Origin of the sequence: Vibrio sp. Y51_MX_L26 (assembly GCF_024181935.1) — a bacterium.
Classification (GTDB): domain Bacteria; phylum Pseudomonadota; class Gammaproteobacteria; order Enterobacterales; family Vibrionaceae; genus Vibrio; species Vibrio diabolicus.
Genome location: NZ_JAMZAS010000003.1, coordinates 300,040 through 321,744, shown reverse-complemented (window position 1 = coordinate 321,744; position 21,705 = coordinate 300,040). Strand labels below are relative to the sequence as shown.

23 protein-coding genes are annotated in these 21,705 nt (G+C 45.0%); 8 read left to right on the top strand and 15 right to left on the bottom strand.

Annotation, left to right across the window (positions count from 1 at the left end):
- Positions 1 to 16: 16 nt before the first annotated feature.
- From nqrF to bolA, 7 genes are all read right to left on the bottom strand, one after another.
- Positions 17 to 1,240, bottom strand: coding sequence for an NADH:ubiquinone reductase (Na(+)-transporting) subunit F (gene nqrF, locus NL645_RS10080; RefSeq protein WP_005380271.1), 1,224 nt, complete (start codon positions 1,238 to 1,240; stop codon positions 17 to 19).
- A 33-nt stretch (positions 1,241 to 1,273) separates the two neighbouring features.
- Positions 1,274 to 1,870 carry an NADH:ubiquinone reductase (Na(+)-transporting) subunit E gene (gene nqrE, locus NL645_RS10075; protein WP_005380270.1) on the bottom strand — a complete coding sequence of 199 codons (597 nt, stop codon included), beginning with the start codon at positions 1,868 to 1,870 and terminating at the stop codon, positions 1,274 to 1,276.
- Between the two features lie 7 nt (positions 1,871 to 1,877).
- Positions 1,878 to 2,510 carry an NADH:ubiquinone reductase (Na(+)-transporting) subunit D gene (locus NL645_RS10070; RefSeq protein WP_005380269.1) on the bottom strand — a complete coding sequence of 211 codons (633 nt, stop codon included), beginning with the start codon at positions 2,508 to 2,510 and terminating at the stop codon, positions 1,878 to 1,880.
- Positions 2,510 to 3,280, bottom strand: coding sequence for a Na(+)-translocating NADH-quinone reductase subunit C (locus tag NL645_RS10065; protein WP_006742550.1), 771 nt, complete (start codon positions 3,278 to 3,280; stop codon positions 2,510 to 2,512). Before NL645_RS10065 ends, NL645_RS10070 begins: the two co-directional genes overlap by 1 nt.
- On the bottom strand, positions 3,270 to 4,514 hold the full coding sequence (locus NL645_RS10060; protein ID WP_006742551.1) for an NADH:ubiquinone reductase (Na(+)-transporting) subunit B: 1,245 nt from the start codon (positions 4,512 to 4,514) through the stop codon (positions 3,270 to 3,272). The genes NL645_RS10065 and NL645_RS10060 overlap by 11 nt, the downstream gene beginning before the upstream one ends.
- Positions 4,515 to 4,519: 5 nt before the next feature.
- The gene (locus tag NL645_RS10055) at positions 4,520 to 5,860 is read right to left on the bottom strand and encodes a Na(+)-translocating NADH-quinone reductase subunit A (protein ID WP_041853022.1); all 1,341 of its coding nucleotides are present in this window, start codon (positions 5,858 to 5,860) and stop codon (positions 4,520 to 4,522) included.
- 473 nt (positions 5,861 to 6,333) lie between these two features.
- Positions 6,334 to 6,642: a transcriptional regulator BolA gene (bolA, locus tag NL645_RS10050; RefSeq protein WP_005380262.1), complete on the bottom strand. Its 309-nt coding sequence runs from the start codon at positions 6,640 to 6,642 to the stop codon at positions 6,334 to 6,336.
- Between the two features lie 243 nt (positions 6,643 to 6,885).
- On the opposite strand from bolA, the gene NL645_RS10045 reads away from it, so the two are divergent.
- The 4 genes from NL645_RS10045 (at position 6,886) to NL645_RS10030 (ending at position 10,611) form a co-directional block, all read left to right on the top strand.
- Positions 6,886 to 8,040 (top strand): methyltransferase, encoded by a 1,155-nt coding sequence (locus NL645_RS10045; protein WP_253651651.1) that lies wholly within the window; start codon positions 6,886 to 6,888, stop codon positions 8,038 to 8,040.
- 32 nt (positions 8,041 to 8,072) lie between these two features.
- On the top strand, positions 8,073 to 8,642 hold the full coding sequence (locus NL645_RS10040) for a YajG family lipoprotein (RefSeq protein WP_012841484.1): 570 nt from the start codon (positions 8,073 to 8,075) through the stop codon (positions 8,640 to 8,642).
- Positions 8,642 to 9,187, top strand: a complete 546-nt coding sequence (locus NL645_RS10035) for a peptidylprolyl isomerase (RefSeq protein ID WP_012841483.1) — start codon at positions 8,642 to 8,644, stop codon at positions 9,185 to 9,187. The genes NL645_RS10040 and NL645_RS10035 overlap by 1 nt, the downstream gene beginning before the upstream one ends.
- Before the next feature lie 71 nt (positions 9,188 to 9,258).
- The gene (locus NL645_RS10030) at positions 9,259 to 10,611 is read left to right on the top strand and encodes an MFS transporter (protein WP_006742554.1); all 1,353 of its coding nucleotides are present in this window, start codon (positions 9,259 to 9,261) and stop codon (positions 10,609 to 10,611) included.
- Between the two features lie 65 nt (positions 10,612 to 10,676).
- Here NL645_RS10030 and NL645_RS10025 read toward each other — a convergent pair whose 3' ends face one another.
- Genes NL645_RS10025 through NL645_RS10010 form a run of 4 tightly spaced genes read right to left on the bottom strand, consistent with a single transcriptional unit; the run spans position 10,677 to position 13,914 of the window.
- Positions 10,677 to 11,336, bottom strand: coding sequence for a ChrR family anti-sigma-E factor (locus NL645_RS10025; RefSeq protein ID WP_048625904.1), 660 nt, complete (start codon positions 11,334 to 11,336; stop codon positions 10,677 to 10,679).
- Positions 11,333 to 11,917: an RNA polymerase sigma factor gene (locus tag NL645_RS10020; RefSeq protein ID WP_005380255.1), complete on the bottom strand. Its 585-nt coding sequence runs from the start codon at positions 11,915 to 11,917 to the stop codon at positions 11,333 to 11,335. Before NL645_RS10020 ends, NL645_RS10025 begins: the two co-directional genes overlap by 4 nt.
- A gap of 44 nt (positions 11,918 to 11,961) precedes the next feature.
- Positions 11,962 to 13,320, bottom strand: coding sequence for a DUF4397 domain-containing protein (locus NL645_RS10015; RefSeq protein WP_104974876.1), 1,359 nt, complete (start codon positions 13,318 to 13,320; stop codon positions 11,962 to 11,964).
- A gap of 15 nt (positions 13,321 to 13,335) precedes the next feature.
- Positions 13,336 to 13,914: an LON peptidase substrate-binding domain-containing protein gene (locus NL645_RS10010; protein WP_253651650.1), complete on the bottom strand. Its 579-nt coding sequence runs from the start codon at positions 13,912 to 13,914 to the stop codon at positions 13,336 to 13,338.
- A gap of 323 nt (positions 13,915 to 14,237) precedes the next feature.
- Between NL645_RS10010 and NL645_RS10005 the strand changes: the two genes are divergently transcribed.
- The 4 genes from NL645_RS10005 to csdA all read left to right on the top strand — a co-directional run bounded on the left by NL645_RS10005 (position 14,238) and on the right by csdA (position 17,864).
- Positions 14,238 to 15,059, top strand: coding sequence for an outer membrane protein OmpK (locus NL645_RS10005; RefSeq protein WP_012128732.1), 822 nt, complete (start codon positions 14,238 to 14,240; stop codon positions 15,057 to 15,059).
- A gap of 107 nt (positions 15,060 to 15,166) precedes the next feature.
- Positions 15,167 to 16,057: a 2-dehydropantoate 2-reductase gene (gene panE, locus NL645_RS10000; RefSeq protein ID WP_253651649.1), complete on the top strand. Its 891-nt coding sequence runs from the start codon at positions 15,167 to 15,169 to the stop codon at positions 16,055 to 16,057.
- Entirely contained in the window at positions 16,054 to 16,653 is a 600-nt protein-coding gene (locus NL645_RS09995) for a DJ-1 family glyoxalase III (protein ID WP_006742560.1), read from the top strand. The genes panE and NL645_RS09995 overlap by 4 nt, the downstream gene beginning before the upstream one ends.
- A complete protein-coding gene (gene csdA, locus NL645_RS09990; protein WP_114323562.1) occupies positions 16,653 to 17,864 on the top strand; it encodes a cysteine desulfurase CsdA in 1,212 nt (403 codons plus the stop codon). The genes NL645_RS09995 and csdA overlap by 1 nt, the downstream gene beginning before the upstream one ends.
- Before the next feature lie 33 nt (positions 17,865 to 17,897).
- Here the strand turns inward: csdA and NL645_RS09985 are convergent, their stop codons facing one another.
- The 4 genes from NL645_RS09985 to mltA form a co-directional block, all read right to left on the bottom strand.
- Positions 17,898 to 18,818 (bottom strand): GGDEF domain-containing protein, encoded by a 921-nt coding sequence (locus NL645_RS09985; RefSeq protein WP_253651648.1) that lies wholly within the window; start codon positions 18,816 to 18,818, stop codon positions 17,898 to 17,900.
- A gap of 309 nt (positions 18,819 to 19,127) precedes the next feature.
- Positions 19,128 to 19,556 carry a cysteine desulfurase sulfur acceptor subunit CsdE gene (gene csdE, locus NL645_RS09980; RefSeq protein ID WP_253651647.1) on the bottom strand — a complete coding sequence of 143 codons (429 nt, stop codon included), beginning with the start codon at positions 19,554 to 19,556 and terminating at the stop codon, positions 19,128 to 19,130.
- A 19-nt stretch (positions 19,557 to 19,575) separates the two neighbouring features.
- Complete coding sequence (tcdA, locus tag NL645_RS09975) at positions 19,576 to 20,385, bottom strand: tRNA cyclic N6-threonylcarbamoyladenosine(37) synthase TcdA (RefSeq protein WP_005380241.1); 810 nt, start codon at positions 20,383 to 20,385, stop codon at positions 19,576 to 19,578.
- 99 nt (positions 20,386 to 20,484) lie between these two features.
- Positions 20,485 to 21,588: a murein transglycosylase A gene (gene mltA / locus NL645_RS09970; RefSeq protein WP_012841480.1), complete on the bottom strand. Its 1,104-nt coding sequence runs from the start codon at positions 21,586 to 21,588 to the stop codon at positions 20,485 to 20,487.
- Positions 21,589 to 21,705 lie beyond the last annotated feature (117 nt).

The window sequence follows — 21,705 nt, the reverse complement described above, 5'->3', positions numbered from 1 at the left end:
CAATCACTTGGAGGGATTAACCACCGAAGTCATCTAGTAGGATGTTTTCATCCTCTACACCTAGATCTTTTAGCATGCCGATAACAGCCGCATTCATCATAGGTGGACCACACATGTAGTATTCACAGTCTTCTGGCGCTTCGTGATCACGTAGATAGTTCTCGTAAAGAACGTTGTGAATAAAGCCAGTGTAACCATCCCAGTTATCTTCTGGAAGTGGATCAGACAGTGCACAGTGCCATACGAAGTTATCATTCTCAGCTTGTAGCATATCGAAGTCTTCTACGTAGAACATTTCACGCTTAGAACGTGCGCCGTACCAGAAAGACATCTTACGCTTAGAGTGTAGACGCTTAAGTTGGTCGAAGATATGTGAGCGCATTGGAGCCATACCAGCACCACCACCAACGAATACCATTTCTGCATCTGTATCTTTCGCAAAGAACTCACCAAATGGACCAGAAATAGTACACTTGTCGCCTTCTTTTAGAGACCAGATGTACGAAGACATGATGCCTGGTGGTACGTCTGGGTTGTTCGGCGGCGGAGTTGCGATACGAACGTTAAGCATGATGATACCGTGCTCTTCTGGGTAGTTAGCCATTGAGTATGCACGGATGGTCTCTTCGTTAACTTTAGACTCGTAACGGAAAAGGTTGAACTTCTCCCAGTCTTCACGGTATTCCTCAGGAATATCGTAGTCTGCGTATTTCACGTGGTGAGCAGGTGCTTCAATCTGGATGTAACCACCAGCACGGAAAGGTACTGATTCGCCATCTGGAATTTGTAGCTTAAGCTCTTTGATGAATGTCGCTTTGTTATCGTTAGAGATAACGGTACATTCCCACTTCTTAACGCCGAAGATTTCTTCAGGAAGCTCGATGTCCATGTCAGTTTTCATAGCAACCTGACACGCTAGACGCTCACCTTCACGTGCTTCACCTTTAGTAATATGGTCAAGCTCGGTTGGTAGGATGTCGCCACCACCTGATTTAACTTTTACGCGACACTGACCACATGAGCCACCGCCACCACAAGCAGAAGATACGAATACGCCAGCACCGGCTAGAGCACTCAGTAGCTTACCACCTGGTTGTGTAACGATCGCCAGAGAAGGGTCATCGTTCACAGAAATTGTAATGTCACCTGTTGGTACAAGCTTAGACTTAGCGAAAAGAATCACTAGTACTAGTGCAAGTACGATCAGAGTAAACATCACTACACCAAGAATAATGTCCATTGACTATTCCTTAATTGTTGCGGTTTACCCGACTTACAGTTGAACACCAGAGAAAGACATAAAGCCTAACGCCATAAGACCTACAGTGATAAATGTGATACCAAGACCACGTAGACCTGGAGGTACGTCAGAGTACTTCATCTTCTCACGGATACCTGCAAGAGCAACGATTGCCAGCATCCAGCCCACACCAGAGCCGAAACCGTAAACGATAGATTCAGCAAAGTTGTAGTCACGTTGTACCATGAAAGATACACCACCGAAGATTGCACAGTTTACTGTGATCAGCGGTAGGAAGATGCCTAGCGCGTTGTACAAAGGTGGGAAGAAACGGTCTAGAACCATCTCTAGAATCTGTACAAGTGCTGCAATTACACCGATAAAGGTGATGAAGTTTAGGAAGCTAAGGTCCACGCCCTCAACTAACGCGTTCTCTCTCAGAACTAGGTTGTATACTAGGTTGTTCACAGGAACAGCGATAGTCAGTACTACCACAACTGCAACACCTAGGCCGAAAGAGGTCTTAACCTTCTTAGATACGGCAAGGAAAGTACACATACCTAGGAAGAAAGACAGAGCCATGTTTTCGATGAAAATCGATTTAACTAACAGACTAATGTAATGTTCCATGACGTCCTTACTCCTTCGCTTCTACTTGTTCTGGTTTCAGAATACGGATTACCCAGATAAGGAAGCCGATTAGGAAGAATGCTGATGGTGCTAGTAGCATTAGGCCGTTAGGCTGGTACCAACCACCGTTGCTCACTAGAGGTAGAACTTCTAGGCCAAATAGTTTGCCTGAGCCAAATAGCTCACGGAAGAAACCTACAGTGATAAGAACGAAGCCGTAACCTAGACCGTTACCAATACCGTCAATAAGAGATGGTACTGGTGCAGACTTCATTGCGAATGCTTCAGCACGACCCATTACGATACAGTTAGTGATAATCAGACCAACGAATACAGATAGCTGTTTAGAGATATCGTATAGGTAAGCTTTTAGCACCTGGTCTACCACGATTACTAGCGATGCGATAATTGCCATCTGAACGATGATACGCACACTGTTAGGAATGTGGTTACGGATCAATGAAACAGAGAAGTTAGACAACGCAGTTACAAATGTTACCGCTAGCGTCATTACAAAAGCTGTTTCTAGTTTAGTTGTTACTGCAAGAGCAGAACATACACCAAGAACTTGTAGCGCGATTGGGTTGTTATCCAATACTGGCGCTAGAATGCTCTTTTTAACGTTTTGTGCACTAGACATTAGTTAAGTTCTCCGTCACGAACTTTTGCTAGGAAAGGACCAAAGCCCTTGTCACCTAACCAGAAGTCAAATGTGTGTTGAACACCATTACTAGTGAGCGTTGCTCCTGATAGGCCATCAACACCGTGCTCAGAACCTTGCGGTGCGCCGCCTTTCACGACCTTAATCGCTGGCTGATGATCTTCATTGTACAATTTCTTGCCAATGAATTGATCACGCCATGAAGGGTTCTCTACTTCACCACCAAGTCCAGGAGTTTCACCTTGCTCGTAGTAAGTAATAGCAGACACAGTGTTACCATCAGTTTCAACGGCTACAAAGGCATACATCATCGACCATAGTCCTTTACCGTGCATAGGCAAGATAACTTTTTGGACTTCATCTTGGTCTTTTACTAAGTACACCACTGCTGTATTCGCACGACGACGGATATCAGCGACGTCTTCTTCTGGTGTCAATGCGATTGAACGTTCTGCATCTTTTGATGCTTCACGCTGATCGTACGTAGATGCATTACCCTCAGTAAAGTTACCTGTTTCAAGGTCTACCAGACGAGGTTCGATGTACTCAGCAAATAGCTCTGGTACTTTCTTACCGTTCGCGTCAATGCCTGCAACTTCAACGATCTTTGATTGCTTATCTAGGACAGCGTTAGCTTTTTGCTTATCACGCAGACCTACTGCTGCTGTTGATACGATGATTGAACAAACAAGGCTCAACCCGATAACAACACCCAGCGTCTTTTTAATGCTGTCGTTATTACTTGCCATAGCGTGCTAGTCTCCGCTTGATGTTCTTCTCAATCACTACATGGTCGAACAGAGGTGCGAATAGGTTCGCGAATAGAATCGCCAGCATCATACCTTCTGGGTACGCCGGGTTAACTACACGGATCATCACACACATTGCACCAATCAGGATGCCGTACCACCATTTACCTTTGTTAGTAAATGACGCTGATACTGGGTCCGTTGCCATGAAGAACATACCGAATGCAAAACCACCTAGAACTAGGTGCCAGTGCCATGGCATGTTGAACATTGGGTTAGTGTCAGAACCGATCACGTTAAACAGAGTCGATACTGCAATCATACCGATCATTACGCCCGCAATGATGCGCCATGAAGCGATTCGCATGTAAACGATCATCGCTGCACCGATCATTAGAGCTAGAGTCGATACTTCACCAATAGAGCCAGGGATGTTACCGATGAAAGCGTCCATCCAAGTGATAGGAGAACCAGTTACTGTGTTAACTAGAGCACCGTTACCACCTTGAGCCCATTGGCTAAGAGCAGTTGCACCAGAGAAGCCGTCAGCTGCAGTCCATACTACGTCACCCGAGATTTGCGCTGGGTAAGCGAAGAATAGGAATGCACGACCTGCAAGTGCAGGGTTAAGGAAGTTACGACCTGTACCACCGAAGATCTCTTTCGCAACAACAACACCAAATGTGATACCTAGTGCCGCTTGCCATAGAGGTAGCGTTGGTGGAACGATAAGTGCGAACAAGATAGAAGTAACAAAGAAGCCTTCGTTTACTTCGTGCTTACGCACCATACAGAAAAGCACTTCCCAGAAACCACCAACAAGGAATACTGTTGCGTAGATAGGTAGGAAGTAGGTCGCACCTAGTAGCATCTTACTGCCAACCCCTGCATCAGCGGCAATCGTTCCGCCCAGCATTTCAGTTAGCCAGTAGTGCCAGTTACCAGAGATAACTGTCGCTAGTTGATCACCAGCGTACATGTGGTTAAGCGCTGCAATAGCTTGGCCACCCGCGTTGTACATACCCCAGAACATTGCTGGGAATACCGCAAACCAAACCATGATCATGATACGTTTTAGGTCAACGCTATCACGAACGTGCGAGCTTTTATTTGTTACGATACCTGGAGTGTAAAAAACTGTTGCTACAGCTTCGTACAGGGCAAACCATTTTTCGTGTTTACCACCAGGCTCAAAATGATGCTCGATGTCTTCAAGAAACTTTTTAAGAGCCATGAAAATTACCCTTCCTTCTCGATAGTATCTAGGCATTCACGAAGTAACGTACCGTACTCGTATTTACCTGGACATACAAAGGTACACAATGCTAGATCTTCTTCATCCAGTTCAAGCGCACCCAGTGCTTGAGCACTGTCTGTATCACCTGCACATAGATCACGAAGCAGCAGAGTAGGCTCCATATCTAGAGGCATTACGCGTTCGTAGTTGCCAATTGGAACCATTGAACGATCACTACCATTGGTCGTCGTTGTCATATTGAACAACTGACCTTTGAATACGTGACCAAGGAAAGAGCGAGTTACCGAGAACTTATTCTTACCAGGCATTGCCCAGCCAAATAGTTCTTTCTCACGGCCTTCACGTAATACAGAAACCTGTTGATGGTAACGGCCAAGGTATGCGTGTGGACCAGTTGCATGTGTACCTGTCAGTACAGAACCAGAAATCACACGAACTTCGCCAGGCATCAGCTCGTTATCTGTTAGGTCATCTAAGCTTGCACCGATTACGGTACGAACTAGACGAGGGTTATTCACAACTGGACCAGCTAGAGACACAACACGATCTGTGTATAGCTCACCAGTTAGGAACAACTTACCGAACGCGATAACGTCTTGGTAGTTGATGCTCCATGCCACATTTTCTGCATTCACTGGGTATAGGAAATGCATGTGGGTGCCAGCAAGACCTGCTGGGTGAGGGCCATCGAAGACGTGTTCTTCTACGTTAGACTGTGAAGAGCGTGGCAAACTAGTGCCAGATTTACATACGTAAACCTTGCCTTCTGTCAGGGCTGAAAGAATGTCTAGACCAGCAATGAATGCTTCTTGTTGCTCATTAATGATCAACTCTGGCTTAGCTGCTAATGGATTAGTATCCATTGCAGTTACGAAAATAGCCTTAGTAGAAGACTCGATTGCAGGAACCTTGCTAAACGGACGAGTACGTAAAGCGGTCCATAGGCCAGAGTCAACCAACTGAGTCTTGATCACTTCACGATCTAGACCTGAAAGTTGAGCGGCTTCGAACTTATCAAATGTCACCTGCTCTTCACCTGCCACTTCAATCACTACAGATTGAAGGACACGTTTAGCGCCACGGTTAACTTCGATCACTTTACCGGCTGCTGGTGCAGTAAATTTCACGCCAGGGTTCTTTTTATCTTCAAAAAGAACTTGCGCTTTTTTCACTTCATCACCAACGCGGACATGCATGGTAGGACGCATGCCAACGTACTCTTCGCCAAGCAAGGCGACTTTTTTGATGGTCTTACCATCATTAATCACCTGGGATGGAGTTCCTGCGATAGGAAGATCCAAGCCCTTCTTTATTGTAATCATACGCACTTGCACTACTTTTATCGGGAAAAAGATTCTTTTGATTGCGTAACTTTTAGACACGACATCAGTGTCCGGTTTTGATGTTGTTTTAAACATCAAAATCGCAACATCCTATTAAAAATCTCGTCACAAGGAATACGCGAGATTTATCAGGTGCCGTAGTCTAGCATTTTTTAGGAACTTGATGCCATGACCAATCATTAGAATAGAGGGGTTATTTCGGTAGAATCAGGTCTAAAAGGTCAAAGAATAGTCATAACTTTGACCGATCGCACAAATGCCATATTCCATACATATCTTATGGAAAAGTCATATTCATCGCCTGAAATATCCTGCAATTTCCATTCATTTGTTGAAACACTGTTAACACATTTTTTAACCAGAATTTGTGCCACATCAATGCCCCTAAAGAATGTAAAACGAAAAAAGATGGCCTTAGCCACCTTTTCTCTGCACCTTTATATTTTGCGTCTTTAGTGACCGCCACCCATACACATAGGGCTATCAGGAGCGCCATCTTGTTCTCGCTTCCACTCTTCATCAGTGTATGTATGAATAGCTAGTGCATGAATGTGGTTATCTAGCTCATCTGCCAAAATTTGATGAACTTGGCGATGGCGTCCAATCAAACGCTGTCCCGCGAACGAATCACTCACAACAATCACTTTGAAGTGACTCTCCGAGCCTGGTGGCACATTATGCATGTAGCTCTCATTAATCACTTTGAGATAGCTTGGTTGCAGCTCACTGTGTAGTTTCTTCTCTATGATTTCTTGGATCATATTCGTTCCTCATTGATGCGAATTCCATAAGTATATACCTAAGTAAAGCAGACGTGTATCACTCAAACATCACTCTCATTATTGATGCATTTTACGTTCAACTGATTTCAAAGCGCTTGACGCTATGAACATGCCTAGAGAGCGAGCACCACTGAACACGTAAAATTTGACAGCTTTTTGTATCTCGACACGTCATCATTTGCGACAATAACACTTAATTTCTAAATCAACTTACATTTAGCTATGAAAACCGAACTGAATCTTCACGAGCGAAGCCTAACACTTCATCGTTTCCCAAAACGCAGCAATGAAACTCTACAAGCGTGGGATGCCGGTGATGAGTATCTTATTAATCATGTTGAAGAACTTGCTTTGCCAGACAATCAAAACATCCTCGTGATTAATGACAGCTTTGGTGCCCTCTCCTGCTGGTTTTCAGAAAAGCACCATGTGACGCTAATGAGTGATTCTTTCATTTCTCATAAAGGTGTGCAGCAGAACCTTGAGCAAAACCAGTGCAATAAGGTAGCGTTTGCAACCACGATGGACCCCGTACCTTCCAATACTGATCTCGTATTGCTGCAACTGCCAAAAAGTAACCGTCACCTCGTTTGGATACTCAGTCAGTTAAGAAAAGCACTGCCTGCATCCTGCCCCATCATTGCAGTTAATAAAGCGAAAGACATTCATACTTCAACGCTAAAACTGTTTGAAAAATACTTGGGTGAGACAAAAACATCTCTGGCATGGAAAAAGCACCGATTGGTATTTGCTCAAGCAACGGTTGAACCAACAATTGAAGTGAGCCCTTTCACTACTTGGCGCGTTGATGGCGAAGATATCGAACTCAAGAACATGCCAAATGTCTATTCAGGAGAAAGCTTAGATTTAGGTGCGCGTTTTATGCTGCAGCACCTACCTCAAGACCCATTGATAGATAATGTTATCGATCTCGGTTGCGGTAATGGTGTTCTGTCTGTGAAGTTTGGTCAGCTGAATCCGAATGCTCGATTAACATGTGTTGATGAAAGCTTTATGGCGCTTGAGTCCGCGAAGCAGAACCTGCTAGATAACCTTGGTAAAGATAGAGACATACAGTGTGTTGCAAACAATTGTTTGGACGGTTTTAAACACAACAGCTGCTCTATGATTATGTGTAACCCACCCTTTCACCAACAGCAGGCAATCACCGATCATATTGCTTGGCAAATGTTCTGTGATGCAAAGCAAGTATTAAGTGAAGGTGGTAAGTTACTGGTGATTGGAAATCGTCATCTTGGTTACGACGCAAAACTAAAACGGCTGTTTGGCGATAAGAATGTGAAACTTATCGCTTCCAACAATAAGTTTGTGATTTTACAGGCCACAAAAAATCCTGCTAAATTAAGCGCAAAATAAGCTTTAGCAAAATAGTTAAAAGGAATAATAAAATGAGAAAATTGGTACTTGCGGCTTCGGTTGCGTTGCTTGCTGCGTGTTCAGCGCCTCAACAGCCTCAGCTGAATTTGATGCCAGAAAGCACACTGAGCACCAATCCAATTGTTCAAGGCAAGACTTACAGTTTGACCAGCAAAGATGTACGTGCAGCTCAGTACGTGGCGTTGGTGGATAACGGCCGTTCGAACATTCTTCCTCTTCATGCTAAACAGAATTTACGTATTGCGTTAGAAGAAGCATTAGAGAAGCAGTTTTCATCTCAAGGCTTCCATGCCGATCTAAACAGCAACAATGCAATTGAATTAAACGTTCAAGAAGCATTAGTTAACGTAAAACATTCGGTGATGGAAAATGAGATGGATGCGAAAGTCGTGCTTGAAATCACCGCAGAAACACCAGAAGGTAAACTGGTCAAAACTTACACAGGCACTGCGAAGCGTTCTGGCACATTGAGTGCGTCTGATGCCGACATTGAGCAAACACTGAATGATGTAGTGACATTAACACTTAAAGAAATTGCCAATGATCCTGAGCTTCGTCAATACATGCAGGAGCGTTTCTAATGTTACGCAAGGCAATTCTTTCTCTCGCGCTACTCAGCTGCAGCGTTTGGGCCGGACCAAAAGTGGCGTTTGAAACAACGTTAGGTTCATTTACTGTCGAACTGAATGAAGAGAAAGCGCCGATTACGGTAGCGAACTTCCTGAAATATGTAGAAGACGGTAGCTATGAAGGCACTATTTTTCACCGCGTTATTCCAGGTTTTATGGCGCAAGGTGGTGGATTTAACCAAGATATGCAAATGGTGAAGACTTACGCTCCAATCAAAAACGAGGGTAATAACGGTTTAAATAACGACCGTGCGACGATTGCAATGGCGCGCACCAACGCGCCTGACTCTGCTACTCGTCAGTTTTTTATCAATTTAGTCGACAATGATTTTCTAAACTACGGCGCTCGCCCACCGGGTTATGCGGTATTTGGCGAGGTCACGGAAGGATTCGACATTATCCAAAAAATGGCAAAACAGCCAACTACGACGACTCGCGGTATGCGTGATGTTCCCGAGACTCAAATCGTCATCACCAAAGCAACACTACTTAAATAGCCAAAACGATAAGCCCTTTGAATAATCGAAGGGCTTTCTCTTTCAACGGCTTCATTTTATTGGATTGATTTATGTCTTCATTACCTTCCATCACTTGGTTGGAAACGGTAAAAAGTTACCTCGATAAACGACTCATGTGGGTTTTCATGTTGGGCTGCTCTAGCGGCTTTCCGTGGGTACTTATCGGTTCAAATATGTCTGGCTGGCTAAAAGACGCTGGTTTGACCCTATCCGCAATAGGCTACTTTGGTAGTGTCTTTGCGGTTTATGCAATTAACTTTCTCTGGGCGCCACTCGTAGACCGGGTGAAGCTACCAGTGCTCTATCGACTACTTGGACAAAGGCGTAGCTGGATTTTCTTCTGTCAAAGCATCGTACTCGTCGCGACGGTATTTATTGCGGGCGTGAATCCAGCAGAGAACTTGGTGTTTGCGTCTCTACTCGCCTTGTGTATTGCAACCGCATCAGCCACACAAGACATCGCGATAGATGCTTTTCGTATTGATACTTTCCCAAAATCAGAAGAATCTAAGCTGCCACAAGCTTCTGCAATGGCAGTTATTGGCTGGTGGACAGGTTATTCATTACCAGGTTATTTAGCGTTTGTTAATGCTGATAGTGTCGGTTGGAATGGCGTGTATTACGGGATGGCGGTGATAGTCGGTATTCTAATGGTCTTTACGATTTTAGTCGGAGAGCCTAAGACTCAACGCGAACAACTTCAGTCTGCCGCAGAACAACGCCACAAAGAAGTGGTTGGTTCAAAAGTCGTGGCTTGGTTTACTGTGACTGTTGTAGAACCTTTCCTTGACTTCTTTAATCGCAATGGCGTCCGTGTCGCGATTACTCTTTTGCTGTTCGTTTTCCTATTCAAAATTGGCGAAGCGTTTTTAGGCAGGATGTCGATCGCGTTCTATAAAGATATTGGTTTTAGTAACGAACAAATTGGTTATTACTCCAAACTGATCGGATGGGGAGCCACTATCTTCTTTACCTTTGTCGGAAGCATGTTCAACGTCAGGTTTGGTATTGTACGTGGATTAATGATCGGTGGTATTGCTATGTCTGCCAGCAACTTGATGTTTGCTTGGATTGCATCGGTAGGCCCAAATGAGCACCTGTATTTAGCAACCATTATTGTCGATAACTTTACGACTGCTTTCTCAACTGTCGCTTTTGTTTCATTTTTGACGATTCTAACCGGACAAGCATTCTCGGCAACTCAGTATGCGTTGCTTGCCTCTTTGGGCAACTTCGGACGAACGACTCTTGCTTCTTTCAGTGGAGAACTGGTGGACTACCTCAATGACTGGAGCACGTTCTTTGTGCTTACCGCTGTTATGGTCGTGCCAAGCTTGATTATGTTGTACTCGCTACGACATTACTTTGATGCTCTATTGGAAAAAGCACGTCACAAGCACTAAGAAGCGCATCAAAAAAACCACCGAATTCGGTGGTTTTTGTTTTGCCGAGATATGAGATAAGAGGTCTATGGGTATAGCCCTTTGCCAAACATATTAAATATACGTGCCACACCTTGAGTAAAGATCATCGGCTCGGTCAATACGGTTAAACACAAGCAATCTTCTCCGGCCTTAGTGTAAGGGCTGTGCTTCACTGACGCGTCTCTAATCATCAAATCGCCCTCTTCATATTGGCCATCCTCATCACTAAACCCACCATGTAAGATCAATGTAGATTCTAAGCCTTTGTGCGTATGTTGAGGGATTTGCACATCTTCTCCGATGTACATTAAGCTAACACGAGCATCTTCCCCTAGATCAATCTGAGCACTGAAAACCTTGCCTCCGTAACTTCTCCATGACCCTACAAGGTCAGAGAAACGCGCTAAGGTTTTGGGAAGTTCAAAGCTCTTTCCTGCAACATTCACTGCGGCAGGATCTCGGATAACGATGTTATCTGTCGCTGGCTCCGCATTGATAATATCATTGAACATATCGTCGAATTCAGGGACATATTCAGAGGGGATGTCGCTCACGATATTCGCTTGGCTGGCTTCGACTTGGTTCACATAAGCTCGGCACTTGGTGCATGTTTCTAAATGGGTTGCGACCACAAGACCAGAAACTGCATCAATGCTTCCCGAAGCGTATGCTTCTAACAAGCTGTTATCTGGGTGTTTGTTCATAGTTGCTCCGTATGCATTGAATGCCTTAGCTTTTCTACTGCAAGCCTCAGCCTGGATTTTACGGTACCGAGGGGTATATCAAATAATTCAGCGACCTGCTGATGAGGTAGCTCCTCAAGATACACCGCTTGTAAAACGTCTCTCTGATTTTTCGGTAAAATATCTAAAAATTTAACCACCTGCTCTTTCAACATGTCTTGCTCTGGTGAATAGTGATCAACAAGATCTGGTGGATAATATTCTGACGGCCAAATGTCATCAGAATGAATGTGTAACTCCTTACCTTTCTGCTTTCTCAACAGATCAAAGCATAGGTTTCGGATTATAGTGTATATCCAAGTCGATAACGCGCTCTTTTCCCCATCATAGAGGTGCGCTTTCTGCCAAACTGTCGCCATGGTCTCTTGCACCATCTCCATAGCAACTTGCTCATTACCAACATGTTTGTAAGCGAATTGCTTCAGCTTGGGTGCGTAAAAACGGAATACAAAAGCGAATGCGTCTTTATCTCGAGCCTTCACTTTGTCCATGTAATCGTTCCAATCACTGCGCCCCAGTTTTTTTGGGCTATCACTCATCATAATCGGCCTTAATTTTAGGGAGGAGTCATCTACTCCCATTCGTCCTAATCGGTCACGTCATCAACCAACAAGTTGAAGCCACCGTTGTTCCCATCATCAATGGCAACCACCTGATACACAACACCATTCATCACATTGACTGGTGCTGAATCAACAGCAACCGTACTTGGATCGCCTGCCACTGTCACGGTTACATAATAGGTACCTTCAGCGACATATAATCCCTGAACGCTATCTTTGTACGCAAAATTAGCAACAGTTGGATCACTTCCATCTATTCCAGCGCTTGTAGTGAGATAAATATCCACCATTTCCGCTACGGGATTCGCCGCCGCATGTGTCACATTCAGCGTCGCGCTAGTTGCCACTGCACGTCTCATGTCTTCAACAACTAGAGGTTCGATATCAATCGCTGGGCTAACAACACCGACTGCGTAAACACTGTAATCCATTCCGCCCGCAACCATTAATCCGTCAACATCGATAATAGGATTGGTTGTTGTGCCATCCACGTAAACGTCAATATCGTAAGCGCCAGCATCGAGATCCAAATAACCACGAATCTCTTTGAACGCTAAGTCGGCAAGAGGACCGAAGGCCGCCCCGTTAACGTTGACATCGACGATTGGCGCTCCATCGACAAGATGTCCAACTCTTACTTCAGCTTGGCTGCCCATATCCTCGATTATAGAAGATCCTGAACCATCTAATACCAACAACTTAACTGGTGACGTGCTATTTGAATCTCCGGTACTGATAGCGGCAATCGTCAAGTTTGAATTAGCAGCAAGAGATATTGTGCCCGAGTCAAAAGCAACGCTATCCCCAACAGCAAGTCGAACTTGGTACTCACCAGCGGGGATGTTCAATACGTCTGTAGATGCTTTATATGCAAGATTCATAAGCGGTGTCGCGCTAGCAAGATCAGCCCCGGGCTCAGTGACGTAGAGATCAACGGCAGGAACGCCAGACGCTGCATGAACAACTTGAACATCTAAACTATTGGCATCAGCCATTGAATCGGCGCTGCGAGTCACAACTAAAGGTTCTACTGGGTTTGGCGAACCATCGGCATCACCAACAACGAACACGTTGTAATTGAGGTCTGAATCGAGATCTAATTCTGTTTTAGGTATTACGGTCGCGGTTTCATCGCCTGGAAGTTGAACATCAACTTGAATGGAGTTCATGCCCTCACGTAACTTCATGTAACCAGAACCCATACCATAATCAACACCTGTCAATGATGATTTATCGTTTATCCACACATTTGCAAGCGGCGCATCAGAAGACGCATGTACTGCTTGCAAATTGGAATACTCGATGGTGTCGCTGTCGGAGCCACACGCCGCCAGTCCTAATGCCGCCACCATAGTTAGCGCAGCTCTGCTAAATCCTTTCATATCCTTGCCTCTTTGTTAATCGGGGGCTTCTATGGCTTCTGTCAGAAATTGCAACGCAGGAATGCAGTTCTCTGCGCCAACGAGCTGTTCGAACAGATTGCAGTCTAAAGGAAGTAATTCAAGCCAGCGCTGGGTCACCCAAGCTGAGTCATCGTAAAAACGATGCTGGTAGAGGTTTCCAAGTTGAGGAAACTCTTCATAAACATGGGATAACTGCTGGCTTAAATAGAAGAAATCTGGTGAGTTGTCTGGATGTTGCCAATTGTCTAACCATTCGACCTCTGCATGGCGTAAGCCGTCCGCATCTGCACGAACTCGTTTGACAACAAAGCGTTTCTCACCAGCGACTGTAATACCAAGAAGACCATCACTGAGTGTTTCAAAATCAACGATCCTGACCAAAGTTCCGATAGATGAAACATTTCCCACGTCTTTAGGGTCACCTTCACTACCTACTAGGCAAACACCAAACCCCACATTTTGCAGACTACACTCTTTCACCATGCGCTTATATCTAGGTTCAAAAATACGCAGATTCATCTTGCCTTCGGGTAGTACAACCGAGGTGAGCGGGAATAACATGACTTCTTTCATTCAAACGTCCTCTTTGATTCACCGATACATACGAATCCCTTATCACTCCGATCACTAACGATTTATGTTGGTTAATCGACTGGCTTAAAAAGTCATAAAATCGCTTACGCAAACAATCTAAATCACATATTTATTGCAATAAAATGCAACAAACAAAAAGTTCCGTAAATAAAGATAATTTCGTGACGCAACTCACCAAAAACGTTCAATTTTGCACCCTTTATCACTTTCATTTGGGATTTTTATCGCTATTATTCCCGCCAATTGGAAAGCGCAGCACAGATTGCGTGTTCTGAATCATTACAAACATAGAGAGTCCCCTTATGCGTAAATCACTTTTAGCTCTTAGCCTTCTAGCGGCTACTTCAGCTCCAGTTATGGCGGCTGACTACTCAGACGGCGATATCCACAAAAACGATTACAAGTGGATGCAGTTCAACCTAATGGGTGCATTCGATGAGAAAGGTGCAGGTCCAGAATCTAGCCACGATTACCTAGAGATGGAATTCGGCGGTCGCTCTGGTATCTTCGACCTGTACGGTTACGTTGACGTATTCAACCTAGCTTCTGACCCAGGCAGCGACAAAGCTGGCGCAGAAAAAATCTTCATGAAGTTCGCTCCACGTATGTCTCTGGACGCACTAACTGGTAAAGACCTGTCTTTCGGTCCAGTTCAAGAGCTATACGTTGCAACTCTTATGGAATGGGGTGGTAACTCTGGCGTAAACAACCAAAAAATCGGTCTAGGTTCTGACGTAATGGTTCCTTGGTTGGGTAAAGTAGGCCTAAACCTATACGGTTCATACTACGGCAACAACAAAGATTGGAACGGTTTCCAAATCTCGACTAACTGGTTCAAACCATTCTACTTCTTCGAGAACGGTTCATTCATTTCTTACCAAGGTTACATCGATTACCAATTTGGTATGGAAGACAAAGAAGGCAACAAGTTCAACACTAACACGTCAAACGGCGGTGCTATGTTCAACGGTATCTACTGGCACTCTGATCGTTTCGCAGTTGGTTACGGCCTGAAACTATACAAAGACGTATACGGCTTTGAAGATGGTAAAGCACTACCATGGACTCAAACTGTTGACTCTTCAGGCGTAGCACACTACGTTGCTGTAACTTACAAGTTCTAATAGAACCGATAAGTACCCCAAAAATGGCGCCTCTTGGCGCCATTTTTATTTGCTTTCCTTTTTTCCCTCATTATCCTTGCAGCAAACCTTTTTAATGAGAGCGTTTGGTGAATATTCTCATCTTAGGTCCAGGAGCCGTTGGCTCACTCTGGGCAACAAAATTTCAGCTTGCCGGGCACAATGTTTCATTGTGGGGAAGAAGTTCAGAGAGACAACAATCACTTCAGTTGGATGACACACCCGCAATCGTATTCAGTAATCAAGATATTTCCTCCGTAAATAAAGCGGATCTCATTTTGATCACGGTAAAAGCTTGGCAAATGGAAGACGCCATTCAGCCTTTACTGCCTCATATCAACGCAGACACGATTATCATGCTGATGCACAATGGTATGGGTACCGCCGCTGGAGTGGAGAAGGCTCTGCCAAACAATCCGATAGTGCTCGCCACAACGACGCACGGCGCATACAAACCAGATAACCAACACGTACTGCATACCGGTCACGGAACAACGCAAGTGGGTGGTTATAATGACAAAGGAATGCAGTGCGCTTTTCTGCAAGATGTTATGCATCATGCCCTTCCAGAGGCCATTTGGAATCCACACATCCAATCTGCGTTATGGACTAAGTTAGCGATCAACTGCGCGATTAACCCACTGACTGCGATTCACCAGTGTAAGAATGGTGAGCTTGCGCAGCCCGAGTTTAAGATACAACTCGAAAGCATCACTCAAGAACTGGTTGAAGTAATGAGTAAAGAAGGTATTGCTATCGAGTTTCGCTCTCTTTTCGATACGGTAATGCAAGTGGTGAACGCCACAACTGAGAACTATTCTTCAATGAGACAAGACGTATTCCATCAGCGTCGAACGGAAATTGATTTTATAACCGGATACTTGTTAAAGGCTGCCGAGAAACATCGCATCAATACGCCTGAGAATTTAAAACTTTACCAACGCATCAAACAAATAGAACAAAGCTGGACAGAACAATGAGTAAGAAAATCTTAGTGCCAATCGCTCCGGGCACCGAAGAAATGGAAGCCGTCACCGTTATCGACATGATGGTTCGCGCGGGTTATGACGTTACGGTAGCGAGTGCTGCTTTTGATGGCTCATTGACGATGAAAGCTTCTCGCGGAGTCACACTAACAGCCGATTGTAAGCTGGTCGATATCGCTGATGATGAGTTTGACGCCATAGCGCTTTCTGGTGGTGTTGGTGGTGCAGAAATTTTTCGTGATAGCACGGTGATGATAGAAATCCTTAAGCAGCACATCTACGAGGGAAAGTTGGTCGCTGCTATCTGCGCAGCACCGGCGTTGGTATTGCAACACCATGATCTTTTCCCACAATCACTGATGACCTGTCACCCGAGCTTTCAGTCACATATCCCGGAAGAGAAGTGGCGCAGCAAACGCGTGACCTTTGATATCAACCACAACCTTATCACCAGTCAAGGTCCGGGCACTGCTTTAGAGTTCGCAATGGAAGTAATCATTCAACTCTCAGGTAAAAAACACGCATGGTCAGTTGCTGAACCAATGATCCCTCTGCCTACTCTGCATTACCATAAGCTTGGTGAAGAATAATGTTTGACGTAAATGCTGTACGTGAGCAATTTCCCGCTCTAAATCAATCCGTCAACGATACGCCCTTAGTGTATCTAGATAGCGCAGCGACAACGCAAAAACCGCAATGTGTGATTGATGTCATCAGTCATTACTACAGTGCGCAAAATGCCAATGTTCACCGTGGCAGTCATAGTTTAACGGCTAATGCCACCAGCCAATTTGAAGCGGCACGAGAACGAGTGGCAAACTTTATTGGTGCAAACAGCTCTAAAGAGATCATTTGGACACGGGGCGCAACCGAAGCACTGAACTTAATTGCTCAGACTTACGCCCGCAGCACGTTACAACCGGGTGATGAGATCTTGATTAGCGAGATGGAGCACCACGCTAACATCGTGCCTTGGCAAATCGTGGCAGAGCAAACGGGCGCCAAAGTCATAAAAGTTCCAATGACATCAGATTGCCAGTTCGACATCAGTGCATTTGAGGCGCTTCTGTCTGACCGCTGTAAAATTGTTGCTTGTGCGCAAATCACCAACGTCACGGGCACACGACAACCTATCGAAAAAATCACTGAACTAGCGCACAGCGTTGGCGCGGTTGTTGTGATTGATGGCGCTCAAGGCATCGTCCATGAGCAGCTTGATTTATCGGTATCAGATATCGATTTTTACGTTTTCTCAGGTCACAAACTTTATGCGCCAGCAGGTATTGGCGTCCTATACGGCAAACTAGAGTTGTTAGAAGCTATGCCACCATGGCACGGCGGTGGTAAAATGGTTGAACGCGTTTCGTTCGAGAAAACGACGTTTTCTGCACTTCCTGGTAAATTTGAAGCGGGCACACCAAACGTTGCGGGCGCGATTGCTCTAGCGAAAGCCATTGAGTGGTACCAAGGTTTTGACCATCACGAAGTAGAGGATCATCTCCATGTGCTTCAGGATAAGTCCTACCAAGCACTAAGCGCGTTGGATGACATCCATATTCTAGGCTACCAACCGAACGCCTCTGTACTGACGTTCGTCATGGACGGCGTTCATCACCAAGACATGGCAACGCTGCTCGATCAACAAGGCATTGCGGTACGAGCAGGACACCACTGCGCTCACCCATTGATGGATGCGCTAAACGTGAAAGGCACGGTACGCGTTTCTTTTGGTATTTATAACACGGCTGAAGATGTAGATAGATTCATCGCCGCCGTAGAAAAAGCCGTCGACATGCTATAACGCCAACGGTTTGATTTGGAGTAACCAACAAGGTTACTCCATCTGCCTATCCAGAGTCGCCACGCAATTTCTGCCATTTCTTTTCGCAGCATAAAGCGCTTTATCTGCATGCGCATACAAACGTTTGGTGGTTTCATTTCTGCCTATTTCCACCACGCCTACACTCACCGTGACCGGAATTTCAATCTTTTCAAATTCGAACTGACAATTTTGAATATGGGAACGTACTTCCTCTCCTACCTCTTTCGCCGCCGACAGAGAAGTTTCTGGCAAAATAATCGCAAACTCCTCCCCTCCGACTCTTGCAAAAATTTCGTCTTTGACGAGTAAGTGAGAAACCAAATCAGCTAACGTCTCTAAGACATAATCCCCCGCATCATGACCACGTTTATCATTGATGACTTTAAAAAAATCCAAATCAAATAATAACAACGCGGAGTGATAATCCGGAGCTTGGGATTTAATAACTTCTTCTGTGAGCTTTTCGAAAAAGACACGTCGATTGTAGATGTTGGTAAGAGCATCAATTTGGCTTTGATGGCGAAGAAGGGTTTCAACTCGGTGGCGATTGGAGATGTTGCGTGTAAGAATAAGGACAACGCGACGACCTCGGTATTTTATAGCGAGTGGGCAGATCTTGCCTTCGTAGTATAGGTCGCCTCTTGGCCCACTGTTAGCATCTATTCCCTGAATGCTGTCGGCGCACATCTTGTACTCGATCGTCACAATACTGTCTTGTTTCAGTGACCGATTTATCTGTTCGATAAACCAGTCAGCTTTATCTTTCTCAAGTACGCTGTACAGCGTCTCACCTATCAAATTACTTCCATCGTGATAGGCTTTTTTATCTGTTCCTCCAAAAACATCAATATAGATACCATCTTCACTCAGAATAAAAGTGGGGTCTGGCATTCCGGATAACACGTCTTGCGCATGTTCCAAGGTGAATTGCATATAGGGAGGTTCCTAGCATTTGTATCTAAGTAACCCAATCGCTTCCAAGTGTGTTTCCACATTGGGGAATAGGAGCGAATGGGGCATATGTCTATTATCTAATATAGACAAATTTTAAATACAATTGAGTTTATAAAAACCAAGTGGGCAATATAATGAACCAGGATCAATAGAATGGTTAATTAACGCTAAAATAGTCGACCATTTGCATACTTTTTATCCATATGCAAAAAATATCTCAACTCAGATACAAAAAACGCCAAACAGCTAGGCTATTCGGCGTTTTTTAAGAATTGGGAAAATGACTCGTTACACGGCGGTTTGTTTAATCTGCTCTACAATAGCTTTCAAGCCATTACCACGTGACGGGCTTAAATGGGAGACAAGCCCCAGTTGATCAAAATAAGCATCAATATCAAATGCTTGAATTTGATCGGCCGTTTTACCTTCATAAGCTGCCATTACCAAGGCAATCAATCCACGGACGATACGCGCATCGGAGTCCGCACAAAAATGCCAAACGCCATCTTGTTCTTGGCTCACTAACCACACCAAGCTTTCACAGCCCGAAACGGTAACTTGTTCTGATTTCAGCTCTTCTGGCATTTGTGGCAGCTTTTTACCCCACAGAATAACCTGACGGTAACGATCTTCCCAGCCTTTAAATTGCTGCATAGTCGCTACAATGTCTTCGCTGGTGATATCTGTACCAAATGGAGAAACGGGAAAATCTGTCATGATGCGCTCTTCTTCTAGTTTACTTCTTATATTTTGAAATCAACTTCTCAACGATTCGCGATACCGCGACAAAGCCAAACGTTGCAGTTACGACAGTCGCCGCACCAAAACCGCTAGCGCAATCCATACGTTTTGGGCCTTCCGCTGTCGACTTCACACCACACACTGAACCGTCTGCTTGAGGGTACTTCAACTGCTCGGTTGAAAACACGCAATCAATACCAAACTTACGAGCCGGATTCTTAGGGAAGTTATGATGACGACGCAAGGTGTCTTTGATTTTCTTCGCTAGAGGATCTTGGATCGTTTTCGTTAAATCAGCGACCATGATCTGCGTTGGGTCAACCTGACCACCAGCACCACCCGTGGTGATCACTTTGATCTTGTTGCTGCGGCAATACGCCAACAAAGACGCTTTCGCTTTTACGCTGTCAATGGCATCCAACACGTAATCAAACTCTTTGCTTAAGTACTCATGTTGATTGTCTGGCGTGATGAAATCATCAATCAGATTGACTTTGCACTCTGGGTTGATCAATTTGACACGCTCGGCCATCACTTCAATTTTGCTTTGGCCAACGGTGCCCGTCATCGCATGAATTTGGCGGTTAATGTTCGTGACACAAACATCGTCCATATCAATCAGAGTCAACTCACCGATCCCAGTACGAGCCAGCGCTTCCACCGCCCATGAGCCTACACCACCAATACCAATCACACAAACGTGTGCAGCGCGAAGAATGTCCACTTCGCTGTTGCCATAAAGACGACGAGTGCCGCCAAAGCGTTGATTGTAGCTGTCAGATGCTGGGGTATCGAGTTCACGCATATTGAAGTCCAGATGATCGATAGAAAAACAAAGAGTGCGATTTATACGCACTCTTTGATGAAATGTCTAGATAAGAGAGTGTTCCTCTCTCTTGGACGACTATTGTAGCTTTTCTGGCGGTAAAGCCCAAGGCGCTTGAGTTGGTGAGTTTTCTAACCCAAGTTTCCACACTCGACCAAAATGCTTGTAGTGCCCTGCTTCCGTTCCAGCTCTCGCACCAATGCCATGATACAGATCCAAATGGTTCTGTTTTACCGCACCACCAGTGTCTAAAACGATCAGCATTCGCAGTTGATGCGCACCACTCCACGTACCATCAGCATTCAACAGTGGCACTTCCGCCAAGATTGGCGTACCCATTGGTAAGATAGAACGGTCACCCGCGACAGCGGCCATTGGCAACAACGGAATACCAGCCGAGCCTGTTACTGGCGCTTCTGCTTTTGGCGCAAAGAAAACGTAAGAAGGATTTTGCTCCAACAACTCGCGTACTGTTGCATCGTCGTTGTCCATCACCCACTCTTTGATTGCTTTGAGGGACATTTTTTCACGCGGCACTTCACCACGTTCAATCAAAATGCGGCCAATGCTGACGTAAGCTTTGTTGTTTTTACCCGCGTACGCAAAGTACTCCAACGTATCATCATCTTCAAAATGCACATAGCCACTGCCCTGCACTTCCATCATAAACGGGTCGATACGATTAGGCGCGTAACCTAGCACCAAACCTTGTCCATCTAGTGCTCCATTATAGATCTCCGCGCGAGTCGGACAATCTGATGAGCAGTTTGGCTTGCCATAAACTGGGTACTTAAAAATGTCGTTTGGTGTATGACGCAGTTCCATCACGGGAGAAAAGTATCCGGTAAACAGCACATTACCTTTTTTATCACCACCACCCAATTGCGCGGCTTGAATGCCAAACGCACTCAACGCACTGGTATCTCCGCTCTGTTGCGCCCACTCACTTAATCGTTGATATAGCGGTTGGTACATCTTCGCCATGGATGGTGACTTTATCACCACTTGCTCAGCTTGCTTGTTAAATTCAGTAAAATCGCGTGGTTTGTTAGACTCAACCACATCCACTTGATTGAGGATCTGAGGAAACTCACCATCAAGATATTGCTGAGCACGATCATTTTGTTGAGCACAGCCAAAGAGTAGGCTCAAAGAGATAATAGGAAGGAGTTTTTTTAACACGTGTCTTTTCCGTAAAAGAGAATAGCAAAAGGATGGCAAACAAATGCATACGACGCAATTGAAAAGCAACGACAAAATGTTTCAACACTAAGCCAATCCGTTTACTCGTTGTGAATT

Bases quoted from the DNA above. Each gene is read 5' to 3' on its own strand.
- NL645_RS10040 (WP_012841484.1), top strand. From the start codon at position 8,073: ATGAGAAAATTGGTACTTGCGGCTTCGGTTGCGTTGCTTGCTGCGTGT.
- NL645_RS10065 (WP_006742550.1), bottom strand. From the start codon at position 3,280: ATGGCAAGTAATAACGACAGCATTAAAAAGACGCTGGGTGTTGTTATC.
- nqrE (WP_005380270.1), bottom strand. From the start codon at position 1,870: ATGGAACATTACATTAGTCTGTTAGTTAAATCGATTTTCATCGAAAAC.
- tcdA (WP_005380241.1), bottom strand. From the start codon at position 20,385: ATGCGTGAACTCGATACCCCAGCATCTGACAGCTACAATCAACGCTTT.
- NL645_RS10015 (WP_104974876.1), bottom strand. From the start codon at position 13,320: ATGAAAGGATTTAGCAGAGCTGCGCTAACTATGGTGGCGGCATTAGGA.
- csdE (WP_253651647.1), bottom strand. From the start codon at position 19,556: ATGACAGATTTTCCCGTTTCTCCATTTGGTACAGATATCACCAGCGAA.
- NL645_RS10010 (WP_253651650.1), bottom strand. From the start codon at position 13,914: ATGAAAGAAGTCATGTTATTCCCGCTCACCTCGGTTGTACTACCCGAA.
- NL645_RS10060 (WP_006742551.1), bottom strand. From the start codon at position 4,514: ATGGCTCTTAAAAAGTTTCTTGAAGACATCGAGCATCATTTTGAGCCT.
- NL645_RS10020 (WP_005380255.1), bottom strand. From the start codon at position 11,917: ATGATGAGTGATAGCCCAAAAAAACTGGGGCGCAGTGATTGGAACGAT.
- bolA (WP_005380262.1), bottom strand. From the start codon at position 6,642: ATGATCCAAGAAATCATAGAGAAGAAACTACACAGTGAGCTGCAACCA.
- NL645_RS09995 (WP_006742560.1), top strand. From the start codon at position 16,054: ATGAGTAAGAAAATCTTAGTGCCAATCGCTCCGGGCACCGAAGAAATG.
- NL645_RS10030 (WP_006742554.1), top strand. From the start codon at position 9,259: ATGTCTTCATTACCTTCCATCACTTGGTTGGAAACGGTAAAAAGTTAC.
- NL645_RS10035 (WP_012841483.1), top strand. From the start codon at position 8,642: ATGTTACGCAAGGCAATTCTTTCTCTCGCGCTACTCAGCTGCAGCGTT.
- NL645_RS10025 (WP_048625904.1), bottom strand. From the start codon at position 11,336: ATGAACAAACACCCAGATAACAGCTTGTTAGAAGCATACGCTTCGGGA.
- NL645_RS10070 (WP_005380269.1), bottom strand. From the start codon at position 2,510: ATGTCTAGTGCACAAAACGTTAAAAAGAGCATTCTAGCGCCAGTATTG.
- nqrF (WP_005380271.1), bottom strand. From the start codon at position 1,240: ATGGACATTATTCTTGGTGTAGTGATGTTTACTCTGATCGTACTTGCA.
- NL645_RS09985 (WP_253651648.1), bottom strand. From the start codon at position 18,818: ATGCAATTCACCTTGGAACATGCGCAAGACGTGTTATCCGGAATGCCA.
- NL645_RS10055 (WP_041853022.1), bottom strand. From the start codon at position 5,860: ATGATTACAATAAAGAAGGGCTTGGATCTTCCTATCGCAGGAACTCCA.
- NL645_RS10005 (WP_012128732.1), top strand. From the start codon at position 14,238: ATGCGTAAATCACTTTTAGCTCTTAGCCTTCTAGCGGCTACTTCAGCT.
- csdA (WP_114323562.1), top strand. From the start codon at position 16,653: ATGTTTGACGTAAATGCTGTACGTGAGCAATTTCCCGCTCTAAATCAA.
- NL645_RS10045 (WP_253651651.1), top strand. From the start codon at position 6,886: ATGAAAACCGAACTGAATCTTCACGAGCGAAGCCTAACACTTCATCGT.